This window comes from Variovorax sp. P4_B10, assembly GCF_056402375.1.
On record NZ_JBFUHN010000034.1, the window covers coordinates 18,067 to 29,882 of the forward strand.

Sequence of the window (11,816 nt, forward strand, 5' to 3'; positions counted from 1 at the left end):
CGGGGCGTGCCTATTCGATGAAGCGCCGCAGGCCTTCCAGATCGATCACGGTGATGCCGCCGTACTCGATCCGCAGGAACCCCGCTTCCTTCAGCCGGTTCAGCGCGGCATTGCAGCGCTGGCGCGACACGCCCGACAGATTCGCGATCTCCTCCTGCGAGGTCTGCAGATGCAGCTCGCTGCCCGGATACAGCCACGGATGGAACAGCCCCGCCAGCGCACGGGCCACCTGGCTATCGGCGTCGAGCAACCGGTGCGCCGCGTAGTTGCCCATGAACCAGTGCAGCCGCTCGTTGAGCTGCTGCAGCAGGAAATGATCGAAGCCGCGCTGCGTGCGGTGCAGCCACTCGAAAGTCTCCAGCGGCAATTGGGCCACGCGGCTAGGCCGCAGCGCAATGACGTCGGCCGAGCGCGGAGCGCCGCGCAGCAGCGTGCCTTCGCCGAACCAGCTGCCGACCGAGAGCCCGCCGAAAGTGACCGAGCGCCCGTCACTCGAAGTGATCGACCACTTGAGCAGGCCTTCGAGCGTGCCGTACCAGTGCAGTGGCGTATCGCCGCGCCGGCACAGGGCGGCGCCGGCCGCGACTTCGACCTCGCGGATTTCGTCGAGCACGCGCTCGCGGGCCGCCTCGTCGAGCAGCGGAAACCAGGCCGAGCGCTGAAGCAGCTGCGGAACAGTCAGCGATGCCGCCTTGATGGCCGGCTTCGTCGTGGGCATGAAAAGAAAGCTCCTGATGGCACGGGCGCGGCCCGCGCCGCGTAAACCCTGAGCCCAAATGTCGTCGCAATGACTGAGTGTGACTGCGCCGCCAAAAATAATAGCGCGCCCCTCATGAAAGAAGACACCAGGAGACCCGGAGCATGTCGTCGAAGCGCAAAGTGATCGTGACCATCGCCCCCACGGGCGGGATGGCGCACAAGTCGCAGAACCCCCACCTTCCCACCCAGCCGGACGAGATCGCGGCTGACGTGCTGCGCTGCTGGAACGCCGGCGCCAGCGTGGTGGCGATCCATGCGCGCCGGCCCGACGACGGCGCCACCTGCAACGCCGACGTGTACCGCGACATCAACAGCCGCATCCGCGCGGGCGGCAGCGACATCGTGATCAACAACTCCACCGGCGGCGGCGTGCACGGCGACATGGTGAAGCCGCTGGCCGGCGACCGCTGGGAAATTGCGTGGGAAGAGCGCATCAAGGGCATGGATGCCGGCGCCGAGATGTGCACGCTCGACGCGACCACGCTGAACCTGAGTTTCGAGGGCAGGCAGATCCTGATGGACACGCCGATCACCAAAGGCCGCGAGCTGGCCGCCGGCATGAAGGCACGCGGCATCAAGCCCGAGTGGGAGGTGTTCAGCCCCACGCACATCCTGCAGGACACGACCACGCTGATCGAGGAAGGCCATGACGACGAGCCCTACTTCGTCAACCTCGTGATGAACGTGCACCGCAACTTCCAGAACGCGATGCCGTATTCGCCGCGCTTCCTGCAAATGATGGTCGACACCCTGCCCAAGGGCAGCATCTTCTGCGTGAGCGGCATCGGCCCCTCGCAGCTCGAGGCCAACGTGGCGGCGCTGCTTCTGGGCGGGCATGCGCGCGTGGGGCTGGAAGACAACCTCTACTTCCGCCAGGGCGAGCTGGCCACCAACGTGCAGCTCACCGAACGCATCGTGCGCGTAATCCATGAGCTCGACATGGAAGTGGCCACGCCGGCCGAGGCAAGGCAGATGATGGGGCTGCCGCGCAGAGGCGGCCCGCGCCCCGAATTCGCGCCGCGCTGAGGCGGCCGTTCGACCCGCCAGAAACTGCCGAAAAAGGAGACATTCCATGAACACCCGCCGCCACTTCCTCCATACCCTGGGCGCAGCCACTGCGCTGGGTACCCTCTCGCCGCTGGCCGCGCTGGCCCAGGCGCTCGAACAGGTCAAGATCTACTACGGCTTCCCGGCCGGCAGCGCCGGCGACAGCGTGGCGCGCCGCGTGGGCGAAAAGCTCGCCGGCTCGGCCTACTCCCGCAACGTGGCCGTGGTCGAGAACAAGCCAGGCGCGGGCGGCCGCATTGCGCTGGAAACCCTCAAGAACGCACCGGCCGACGGCAGCGTGCTGGCGCTGTCGCCCTTCTCGTGCACGTCGATCTACCCGCACATCTACAGCAAGCTCAGCTACGACCCGAGCAAGGATTTCGTGCCGGTGTCGATTGCCGCCGTCATGCACCACGGCCTGGCGGTCGGCCCGCTGGTGCCGCCCGAGGTCCGCACGGTCAAGGACTTCCTGGCCTGGGCCAAGGCCAACCCGAACCAGGCCAGCTACGGCTCGCCGGCGGCCGGCTCGACGCCGCACTTCATCGGCGCGCTGCTGGGCCTGAACAACGGGGTCGACCTGAAGCACGTGCCCTACCGCGGCTCCATTCCCGGCGTGACCGACGTGGTGGGCGGGCAGATCGCCGCCATGGTCACGCCCAGCGGCGACTTCATTCCCAACCACAAGGCCGGCAAGCTGCGGCTGCTCGCCACCTCGGGCAAGGCACGCTCGCCGTTCTCGCCGGAAGTGCCGACCTTTGCCGAACAGGGCTTCGCGGAGCTGACCACCGAGGAGTGGTTCGGCTTCTACGCGCCGGCCAAGACACCGGCCAGCGTGGTGGCAACGGCCAATGCGGCGATCAACGCGGCCATCAAGGAAAAGGTGGTGACGGACAGCCTCGCCGTGGTCGGCCTGATCGCCCAGGGCTCCACTTCCGAGGAGATGGCACGCTCGCAGAAGGCCGAGGCCGAACGCTGGGGGCCGCTCGTGAAGAAGATCGGCTTCACGGCGGACTCCTGAGGCGATGCGGATGGAACCGAATCCGAAACGCGTGGCGGTGGTCGCCACCGGCGTCATCGGCGCCAGCTGGGCCGCCTTCTTCCTGGCGCGCGGCCTCGACGTTGAGGCCACCGACCCCTCGCCCGACGCCGAGGCGCGGCTGCGCGCGGCCGTGGCCGCGCACTGGCCTACGCTCGAGCGCTTCGGGCTGGCAGAGGGCGCCTCGGTCGGTCGGCTGCGCTTTCACGCGCGGCTCGAAGACGCGGTGGCCCAGGCCGACTTCGTCCAGGAGAGCGGCCCCGAGCGGCTGGATTTCAAGATCGACCTGTTCCGGCGCATGGACGAGGCGGCGCCGGCCCGCGCGATCCTGGCGTCGAGTTCTTCGGGGCTTGCCATCAGCGCGGTGCAGGCCGAATGCCGGCACCCGGAACGCGTGGTGCTGGGCCATCCCTTCAACCCGCCGCACCTGATCCCGTTGGTGGAAGTGGTCGGCGGCCAGCGCACCTCGGCCGAAGCCATCGAACGCACGATGGCCTTCTATGCCGCCATCGGCAAGCGGCCGATCCATGTGAAGCGCGAGGTCAAGGGACACATCGCGAACCGCCTCCAGGCCGCGCTGTGGCGCGAGGCCTTTCACCTGGTCAACGAAGGCGTGGCGAGCGTAGCGGACATCGACACGGCGATTGCGCACGGCCCCGGCCTGCGCTGGGCGGTGATGGGGCCGTTCATGAATCTGCATCTCTCGGGCGGTGCGGGTGGCATCGCGCATGTGCTCGCGCACCTGGGCGGGCCGATCGAGGACTGGTGGAAGGACCTTGGGGCGCCGTCGATGACGGCCGAACTCAAGCAGAAGGTGACCGAAGGCGTTGCAGAGGAGCTGGGCACTCGACGCACTGCCGACCTCGAGGCCGCCCGCGACACCCTGCTGTTGAACCTGATTCGCGACAAAGCCGACACCGGCAAACTCGACTGAAATGAAACCTTGCTTTTCTGTTCGTCGCGTTGTGTTTGATGTGCGTTGTTCGGGGCGCGATCACGCCGACGGTGTGCTCTGCTCCGCGAATGTCCCCCGGCGCGGCCTAAGGCCGCATGCCTCCTCCTTTATTTCGCTGCGCAGAGCACACCGCCAGCGTGATCGCTCAGAGCACTGGTTGATCGGCGGCAAACCAGCAGCGTGCCCTCGTGCACAGGGCACCGGGTGCTCCCCGCAGCGAAATAAAGGAGGAGCGAAGCGGGGGACATTCGCGGAGGGGAGTACCCGGTGTCCTGTGCACGCGCCCCGAACAAGACGGCTCCATGCATCGCATGGCCGCAAAGCATGGTGGAGCAACTGACATGACCGACTTCCTCCTGGACGAGAGCCTGATCGCCCCACCCCGCACGGTGCGCATCGACTTCGACGACGGCTCCTTCGCACTGCGCTCGCCGATGGCGCTCAAGCCGTATGCACGTTGCATCGGCGAATGGCTGGAGCGCTGGGCACGTGAAACGCCCGATGCGCTGGCCTTCGCGGAACGCGACGACAGCGGCGAAGGCTGGCGCAAGCTCGACTACCGCGCGCTGCGCCACGCCGTGGGCGCAGTGGCCCAGGGCCTGCTCGACCTGAACCTGCCGATGGACCAGCCCGTCGTGATCCTCTCGGACAACGCGATCGACCACGTGGTGCTGATGCTCGCGGCAATGCACATCGGCCGCACGGCCTGCTCGCTGTCGAGCGCCTATTCGCGCATGGCGAAAGACCCGTCGCGGCTGCACGGCATGCTGAAGACGCTCGGGCCGGCACTGATCTACGCATCCGACGCCAAGGTCTACGGCGGCGCGCTCGCGGGCTGCGGCGTCGAGGCCGTCGCGGTGTTCAGCCGCAATGCCGACACGCACCCGGGCGCAATGGCCTTCGACCGATTGCTCGCGGCCAAGGAAACACCCGCCGTGATGGAGGCCTTCGCAGCCATCCTGCCCGACACCCACGCCAAGTACCTGCTGACCTCGGGCTCCACCGGCAAGCCCAAGGTGGTGATCAACACCCACCGCATGCTCTGCGCCAACCAGCAGATGATGGCGCAGACCTGGCGTTTCCTCGAACACGAGAAGCCGGTGCTGGTCGACTGGCTGCCCTGGAGCCACACCTTCGGCGCGAACCACAACCTGCACATGGTGCTGTGCCACGGCGGCGCGCTCTACATCGACGAGGGCCGGCCCGCGCCGGGCCTGATCGAGAAGACGGTGCGCAACCTGCGCGAGGTGAAGCCCACGCTGCTGTTCAACGTGCCGCGCGGCTTCGACATGCTGCTGCCTTTTCTCGAAGCCGACGAGACGCTCGCCGCCGAGGCGTTCTCGCGGCTGCGGCTGGCCTTCTACGCGGCGGCGGCGCTCRCGCCCTCGACCTGGCAGCGGCTCGAAGCGGTGGCGAAGCGCGTGCGGCCCACGCGGCCGCTGTGGCTCACCACCTCATGGGGCGCCACGGAGACCTCGCCGGCCATCACCTCCGCGCACTGGAAGCTCGACGGCGCCGGCTGCATCGGCGCGCCGCTGCCGGGGCTCGAACTCAAGTTCGTTCCCAACGGCCAGAAGCTGGAGATGCGGGTCAAGGGCGTCTCGGTGTTCCCGGGCTACCGCGACGCGCCACGCGAAACGGCACAGGCCTTCGACGAAGAGGGCTACTACCGCATCGGCGACGCCGGCTTTCTCGCCGACGCGGCGCAGCCCGCGCGCGGCGTGATCTTCGACGGCCGCGTGGCCGAGGATTTCAAGCTCTCGACCGGCACCTGGGTGTCGGTGGGCACGCTGCGCGTCAAGCTGGTGTCGCTGCTGGCACCGCATGTGCAGGACGTGGTGCTCACGGGTCATGACCGCGACGAGATCGGCATGCTGGTGTTTGCCGGCCCGCAGGCCGCCGCCCTCGCACCGGAAGCGATGCGCGAGCGGATCGCCGGCGTGCTGCGTTCGTTGCGCGACGAAGGCGCGGGCTCGTCGCAATGCCCCGCCTGCGCACTGGTGCTGGCCGAGCCGCCGAGCCTCGACGCGGGCGAGATCACCGACAAGGGCTACATCAACCAGCGCGCGGTGCTGACCCGTCGTGCGGCCGACGTGGCCCGCCTGCACGCCGGCACGGATGACGATCCGCAGGTGGTGCGCCTGCGCGGCTGATCAGGAAGGCTGCTCGAACAGGGCCAGCAGCGTGTTCTTGAGCCACAGGTGCAGCGCAGAGGTCTCGTGCCGCTGGTGCCAGAACAGCTCGATGATGCGCGCCGGCGCCTCGAGCGGCACGGGCATCCGGCGCAGGCCGGCCAGGCGCGAGGGCTCGAACTTCTCGGACCACGGCAGCACCGCGATCAGGTCGGAGCGGCGCACCACTTCATACGCCGCGCCGTAGTGGTTCACGGTCGCGACCACGTTGCGCTGCAGGCCGCGGCTGCGCAGGAAGAGGTCGTAGGTCGGCGTGGTCTTGCCGACCAGGCTCACGTCCACATGGCGCGCGGCCAGGAATTTCTTCAGCGGAATCTTCTCCGCGCGTGCCAGCGGATGCCCGGTGCGCATCACGCACACGAAGTCGGGTGACCACAGCGCCCGCGACTTGAGAAAGGCCGGCCGCTGCACTTCCTCGTTGTAGACGCTGATCGCGAAATCGGCCTTGTTGTCCGCCAGCACCTTGCCGAAATCGACCAGCGTGTTGGGAATGGCGTGGATCTGCATCGACGGCGCCGCCTTGCTCAGCTTGCTGGCCAGCCGGGGCACCACGATGCCCGACACGTAGTCGGACATCGCGATGCTGAGGCTGGCGGTGCTGCGCAGGGCGTCGAAGCTTTCGACGTCCAGCGTGCCGCGGATCGCCTGCAGTGATTGCGACAGCGGCTCCCACAGGTCGATGGCCCGCCGCGTCGGGTTGACGCCCGATCCGCTGCGCACGAACAGCGGATCGTCGAAGGTTTCGCGCAGGCGGCGCAGCGCGTTGCTGACCGTCGGCTGGGTCAGCGAGAGCTTCCGGGCCGCCCGCGTGACGTTGCCTTCGGTCATGAGGGCTTCGAACACCTTCAGCAGATTGAGGTCAGCGGTGCGATAGGTCATTCACGGCCTCTATAAACACAATCACCAGTATAAATTTGTCGCTATATCCCATCGACCCTACGATTTGGCGCGTCTTCACCGTTTCGTCTTACAACCGGAGTTGAGGGATTCCCATGACCATGCTGTCGGCCCGCATCGAGCGCCTGCCCTTCTCCGGCTTTCATCGCCGGCTGCTGCTGATGGGAGGACTTGGCTACACCTTCGATGCGATGGATGCGGCCGTGATCGCCTTCGTGCTGCCGGTGCTGCGCACGGCCTGGGGCCTGAGCAGCGTGCAGATCGGCGTGCTGGCCAGCGCGAACTTCATCGGCTTCTTCTTCGGCGCGCTGGCGGCCGGCGCTTGCGGCGACCTGATCGGGCGGCGCAAGGTGATGATGTCGGCGCTGGCGATCTACTGCGTGGCGTCGCTGTTCAGCGGCATGGTCAACGACTGGACCCTCTTCCTCGCGCTGCGCATCGTGGCCGGCTTCGGCGCCGGCGCCGAGAGCGCGATCATCGCGCCTTACCTGTCGGAGTTCGTGGCGCGGCGCTACCGGGGCACCTTCACGGGGGCGCTGGCCGGCTTCTTCTCCTTCGGCTTCGTCGCCGCAGCCTTGCTGGGCTACTTCATCGTGCCGGCGCACGCCGAAGGCTGGCGCATCGTCATCTTCATCACCGCGATGCCCGTGGTGCTGCTGCTGTGGTGGCGGCGGGCACTGCCCGAGTCGCCGCGCTGGCTCGAAAGCCAGGGGCGGCTGGGCGAGGCGGAAAAGATCATGGACGCGATGGAGTCCGAGCACATGCGCCAGGGCCACGCCCTGCCCGTGCTCAACGCCGAGGACATGGCCGCGCCCCCGCCCAGCAACAGCCGGGGCGGCCTGCTGAAGAACTACGCCACGCTGGTCTCCAGCAAGCTCATCCGCATCAGCACCATGACCTGGCTGATGTGGCTGTCGATCACCTTCAGCTACTACTCGTTCTTCACGTGGATTCCGAGCCTGCTGATCCAGAACGGTATGACGATCACCAAGAGCTTCGGCTATTCGCTGGTGATCTACATCGCGCAGATCCCGGGCTATTTCTCGGCCGCATGGCTCAACGAACGCATCGGCCGCCAGGCCACCATCGTGAGCTACATGCTGCTGGGCGGCCTCTCGGCGCTGGGGCTGGCCTTCACCCACAGCGACAACCAGATCATGCTGGCCGGCGTGCTGCTGTCGTTCTTCATGAACGGCACGTACGCAGGCGTCTACGCCTACACCCCCGAGGTGTTCCCCACCCAGGTGCGGGCGACGGGCTCCGGCCTCGCGTCGGCCATCGGGCGCATCGGCGGGATCACCGCGCCGATCCTGGTCGGCTTCGTCTACCCCTCGCTGGGCTTCGCGGGCGTGTTCGGCATGACGACGGCGGTGCTGCTGCTGGGCGCGGCGGCCGTCACGTTCATGGGCATCCAGACGCGGGGACGTTCGCTCGAAGACATCGCCGCCACCGAACTTTCCTGAAGAAACCAACCTGCCATTCATGCTGCAAACCTCCATCGACGAATCGCTCTCGGCCGTGGCGCAGGCCCATGCCGACACCCAGCAACCGCAAGCCACCTTCGACGCGATCAATGCGGCGGTGGCCGCGACGATCGGGCACCGGCTCTTCACCATCCTGGTCCATCACCGTGCGGAGCGCGAGTCCGAACGCGTCTACACCAACATGCGCGAGGCCTACCCGGTGGGCGGCCGCAAGCCCATTACCGATTCGCCGTGGATGCAGCAGGTGATGAAGCGCGGCCAGCCCTATATCGGCCGCAACGCCGACGACCTGCGCGACGTGTTCTACGACCACGAACTCATCGTGTCGCTGGGCTGCCGCAGCGTGCTGAACATTCCGCTGCGCTGGCAGGGCGAGACGCTGGGCACGCTCAACATGCTGCACGAGGAGAACTGGTACGGCACCGAGCACATCGCGCTGGCGCGCGTGTTCGCGCAGCTCGCGGTGCCGGCCGTGATGGCCCCCAACCCGCAGGAGCCCAAGGAGTCCATGGCATGACGAACACGGTACTTTTCAGGAACGCCAACCTGCTCGACCCGCTGCGCAACGAACTGCTGGAAGGCCACGACATCCTGGTCGAGCAGGGCGTGGTCCGCGAAGTCTCCGACAAGCCGCTGCACAGCCAGGCGGCACGGGTCATCGACGTGAAGGGCAAGACGGTGATGCCCGGCCTGATCGACCTGCACGTGCATGTGATCGCGGTGGAGCTCAACCTCGCACGGCAGGTGCACATGCCGAACGTGCTCATCACGCTGCGCAGCGTGCCCATGCTGCGCGGCATGCTGCGCCGCGGGTTCACCACGGTGCGCGATGCGGGCGGTGCGGGGTTCGCGTTCAAGCAGGCCGTCGAGTCCGGCCTGGCGCAAGGGCCGCGCCTGTTCGTTTCCGGGCGTGCGCTGAGCCAGACCGGCGGGCACGGCGACATGCGTGCGCGCACCGACTTCCTCGACCCGAACGCGCCCTGCCCCACCTGCGTGCGCGCGGGTGCGCTGGCGCGCGTGGTCGATGGTGTGGACGCGGTGCGCCGTGCCGTGCGCGAAGAGCTGCAGATGGGCGCGGACCAGATCAAGATCATGGCCTCCGGCGGCGTGGCGTCGCCGACCGACCCGGTGGGCGCCTTCGGCTACAGCGAAGACGAGATCCGCGCCATCGTGGAAGAAGCCCGGGCGCGCGGCACCTACGTGATGGCGCACGCCTACACCGCCGAGGCCATCGCGCGCGCCGTGCGCTGCGGCGTGCGCACCATCGAGCACGGCAACATCGTGGACGCCCCCACGGCCGCGCTGATGGCGCAGCTGGGCGCCTACGCGGTGCCGACGCTGGTCACCTACGACGCGCTGGCCAACGAGGGCGAGAGCTTCGGCCTGCCGAAGGAAAGCGTGGCCAAGGTGGCCGATGTGCGCGAGGCGGGCCTGCGCTCGCTGGAAATCTACAAGGCGGCCGGCGTGAAGATGGGCTTCGGCTCCGACCTGCTGGGCGAATCGCAGCGGCTGCAGAGCGACGAGTTCCGCCTGCGCGCCGAGGTGCTGTCGCCCGCCGAGGCCATTGCCAGCGCCACCGCGATCGGCGCCGAAGTGCTGGGCATGCCCGACCGCCTCGGCCGCCTGGTGCCCGGCGCGCTCGCCGACATCCTGGTCGTCGACGGCAATCCGCTGCGCGATGTGTCCTGCCTGCTGGGACAGGGCGAGCGCATCCCGCTGGTCATGAAGGAAGGGGCGATCCAGTTCGATGAACTGGAATGAGGCCCGTCAGCGCGGCCGGGGCAGCGCGAGCCACTCGTGCCACAGCTGCCGCGCCCTGTCCTGGTAGCGGCGCGTGACGGCCAGCAGCGCTGCGCGCGGCGCCGGCGACATGAGCTCGGCCGGCAGCAGCGGATCGCGGATGAGATGCGCGATGACCGCGCGCCCCAGCAGCAGCGACTCGCGCACGGCCACCTCGAGCGGCGCGGTGCGCAGCCGCTTCTCGCTGCGCTCGAGGCCGGCCTGCAGGCGCTGGTAGCCGGCGCCGAGGGCCCGCACGTCCCACAGCTTGCGCGCGGCGGCCTGCGCCGCTTCGTCCAGATCGGCCAGGCGGAACACCAGCGCCTTCGGCGACAACCCCAGGCCGTGCAGCCGGTCCCGCTCGGCCGCCAGTCCGCCCTTCAGGTTGTCGGGCCGGATGTGCAGGCCGGGCTGCAGCGGCGCAAAGCCGCGCAGCGACAGCGCAAGGCCATGGCGGCGCCAGGCCGTCTTGTCGGCGCGCGGCACGCCCGCGTCGTGCACGGCGAGCCAGTCCTGCCGCCATGCGACGGTCTGCGCGGCGCGCTGCCGCCAGCCGTCCACCGCGCACGACAGCGGCGCGCCCGCGCGGTCGAGCACGTAGCTGCCGCGCTCGCTGCGGCTGATCTTGCCCTCGCTCGCAAGCCGCGTGAGGCCCACGCGGATGGTCGATTCGCCGATGCCCATCAACTCGCCCGCACGGCACAGCGCCTGTGCGGTCAGCATGCCGCGATCGGCCACGAGCAGGTCGAGGATCAGGTCGGGCGCGCTGGGGATGGCGACCGGCACATTGCTTATTTTTTTCATGTTTGCGCAATGAAGAAATATTTCCTAGGATGACCGGGAGCGATCAAGCATGTAATTTTGCCTCGAAGGGAACGCGCACATGACCATGCAATACGTGATCTGCGAGACGGATCGGGCGGTCTGCACCATCACGCTGAACCGCACCGACAAGCGCAACGCCGTCAACGGCGTCGTGGCCGCCGAGTTGCGCGAGGCGTTCGAGCGCTTCGAGGCCGACGACGCGCTGCGCGTGGCGGTGCTGACCGGCGCGGGCGGCCATTTCTGCGCCGGCGCCGACCTGGGTGCGGTGGGCGACCCGGACAGCCGCAACGAGCTGGACCCCGAAGGCGGTGGCAGCGGGCCGATGGGGCCGACGCGCATGGCACTGTCCAAACCGCTGATCGCGGCGGTGAGCGGCTATGCGGTGGCGGGCGGTCTCGAACTGGCACTGCTCGCCGACCTGCGCGTGGCCGACGACGATGCGGTGTTCGGCGTGTTCTGCCGCCGCTGGGGCGTGCCGCTGATCGACGGCGGCACGGTGCGGCTGCCGCGCATCGTGGGCATGGGGCGCGCGCTCGACATGATCCTCACGGGCCGACCGGTCGGTGCCCCCGAGGCGCTGGCGATGGGCCTGGTCAACCGCACCACGCCGCCGGGCGGCGCGCTGGCCGCGGCGCAGGAGCTGGCACTGCAGATCGCCGCGTTCCCGCAGCAATGCATGCTGGCCGACCGCCGTTCTGCCTACGCGCAGTGGGACCTGCCGCTGGCCGAGGCACTGCGCCGCGAGGGCGCACAGGGCGTGCCGATCGTCTTTGCCGAAGGCGAAGCCGGCGCGGCGCGCTTTGCCGGTGGCGCGGGACGGCACGGCACCTTCAAGAGCTGAT

General features: G+C 68.5%; 11 protein-coding genes. 8 read left to right on the plus strand and 3 right to left on the minus strand.

The features are described 5' to 3' along the window. Positions 1-10: 10 nt before the first annotated feature. Positions 11-718 (minus strand): Crp/Fnr family transcriptional regulator, encoded by a 708-nt coding sequence (locus tag AC1DXX_RS17200; RefSeq protein WP_478135416.1) that lies wholly within the window; start codon positions 716-718, stop codon positions 11-13. A 143-nt stretch (positions 719-861) separates the two neighbouring features. Between AC1DXX_RS17200 and AC1DXX_RS17205 the strand changes: the two genes are divergently transcribed. The 4 genes from AC1DXX_RS17205 (at position 862) to AC1DXX_RS17220 (ending at position 5,950) form a co-directional block, all read left to right on the plus strand. Further along, positions 862-1,785, plus strand: a complete 924-nt coding sequence (locus tag AC1DXX_RS17205; RefSeq protein ID WP_478135417.1) for a beta-keto acid cleavage family enzyme — start codon at positions 862-864, stop codon at positions 1,783-1,785. A 46-nt stretch (positions 1,786-1,831) separates the two neighbouring features. Beyond that, positions 1,832-2,824: a Bug family tripartite tricarboxylate transporter substrate binding protein gene (locus tag AC1DXX_RS17210; protein WP_478135418.1), complete on the plus strand. Its 993-nt coding sequence runs from the start codon at positions 1,832-1,834 to the stop codon at positions 2,822-2,824. A 10-nt stretch (positions 2,825-2,834) separates the two neighbouring features. Further along, positions 2,835-3,776, plus strand: a complete 942-nt coding sequence (locus AC1DXX_RS17215) for a 3-hydroxyacyl-CoA dehydrogenase NAD-binding domain-containing protein (RefSeq protein WP_478135419.1) — start codon at positions 2,835-2,837, stop codon at positions 3,774-3,776. 362 nt (positions 3,777-4,138) lie between these two features. Further along, positions 4,139-5,950: a feruloyl-CoA synthase gene (locus tag AC1DXX_RS17220; protein WP_478135420.1), complete on the plus strand. Its 1,812-nt coding sequence runs from the start codon at positions 4,139-4,141 to the stop codon at positions 5,948-5,950. On the opposite strand, the gene AC1DXX_RS17225 is transcribed toward AC1DXX_RS17220, so the two are convergent. Beyond that, positions 5,951-6,868 (minus strand): LysR family transcriptional regulator, encoded by a 918-nt coding sequence (locus AC1DXX_RS17225; protein WP_478135421.1) that lies wholly within the window; start codon positions 6,866-6,868, stop codon positions 5,951-5,953. A 113-nt stretch (positions 6,869-6,981) separates the two neighbouring features. On the opposite strand from AC1DXX_RS17225, the gene AC1DXX_RS17230 reads away from it, so the two are divergent. The 3 genes from AC1DXX_RS17230 to AC1DXX_RS17240 are packed head-to-tail and all read left to right on the plus strand — an operon-like array spanning position 6,982 to position 10,131. Beyond that, the gene (locus AC1DXX_RS17230; protein WP_478135422.1) at positions 6,982-8,349 is read left to right on the plus strand and encodes an MFS transporter; all 1,368 of its coding nucleotides are present in this window, start codon (positions 6,982-6,984) and stop codon (positions 8,347-8,349) included. Between the two features lie 19 nt (positions 8,350-8,368). Next, positions 8,369-8,887: a GAF domain-containing protein gene (locus AC1DXX_RS17235; RefSeq protein WP_478135423.1), complete on the plus strand. Its 519-nt coding sequence runs from the start codon at positions 8,369-8,371 to the stop codon at positions 8,885-8,887. Further along, entirely contained in the window at positions 8,884-10,131 is a 1,248-nt protein-coding gene (locus AC1DXX_RS17240; protein WP_478135424.1) for a metal-dependent hydrolase family protein, read from the plus strand. Before AC1DXX_RS17235 ends, AC1DXX_RS17240 begins: the two co-directional genes overlap by 4 nt. Positions 10,132-10,137: 6 nt before the next feature. Here the strand turns inward: AC1DXX_RS17240 and AC1DXX_RS17245 are convergent, their stop codons facing one another. Further along, the gene (locus AC1DXX_RS17245; RefSeq protein WP_478135425.1) at positions 10,138-10,953 is read right to left on the minus strand and encodes a PaaX family transcriptional regulator; all 816 of its coding nucleotides are present in this window, start codon (positions 10,951-10,953) and stop codon (positions 10,138-10,140) included. A gap of 79 nt (positions 10,954-11,032) precedes the next feature. Between AC1DXX_RS17245 and AC1DXX_RS17250 the strand changes: the two genes are divergently transcribed. Beyond that, complete coding sequence (locus AC1DXX_RS17250; protein WP_478135426.1) at positions 11,033-11,815, plus strand: crotonase/enoyl-CoA hydratase family protein; 783 nt, start codon at positions 11,033-11,035, stop codon at positions 11,813-11,815. The last annotated feature ends 1 nt before the right edge of the window (position 11,816 follow it).

Bases quoted from the DNA above. Each gene is read 5' to 3' on its own strand.
- AC1DXX_RS17210 (WP_478135418.1), top strand. From the start codon at position 1,832: ATGAACACCCGCCGCCACTTCCTCCATACCCTGGGCGCAGCCACTGCG.
- AC1DXX_RS17215 (WP_478135419.1), top strand. From the start codon at position 2,835: ATGGAACCGAATCCGAAACGCGTGGCGGTGGTCGCCACCGGCGTCATC.
- AC1DXX_RS17225 (WP_478135421.1), bottom strand. From the start codon at position 6,868: ATGACCTATCGCACCGCTGACCTCAATCTGCTGAAGGTGTTCGAAGCC.
- AC1DXX_RS17230 (WP_478135422.1), top strand. From the start codon at position 6,982: ATGACCATGCTGTCGGCCCGCATCGAGCGCCTGCCCTTCTCCGGCTTT.
- AC1DXX_RS17240 (WP_478135424.1), top strand. From the start codon at position 8,884: ATGACGAACACGGTACTTTTCAGGAACGCCAACCTGCTCGACCCGCTG.
- AC1DXX_RS17245 (WP_478135425.1), bottom strand. From the start codon at position 10,953: ATGAAAAAAATAAGCAATGTGCCGGTCGCCATCCCCAGCGCGCCCGAC.
- AC1DXX_RS17200 (WP_478135416.1), bottom strand. From the start codon at position 718: ATGCCCACGACGAAGCCGGCCATCAAGGCGGCATCGCTGACTGTTCCG.
- AC1DXX_RS17235 (WP_478135423.1), top strand. From the start codon at position 8,369: ATGCTGCAAACCTCCATCGACGAATCGCTCTCGGCCGTGGCGCAGGCC.
- AC1DXX_RS17250 (WP_478135426.1), top strand. From the start codon at position 11,033: ATGACCATGCAATACGTGATCTGCGAGACGGATCGGGCGGTCTGCACC.
- AC1DXX_RS17205 (WP_478135417.1), top strand. From the start codon at position 862: ATGTCGTCGAAGCGCAAAGTGATCGTGACCATCGCCCCCACGGGCGGG.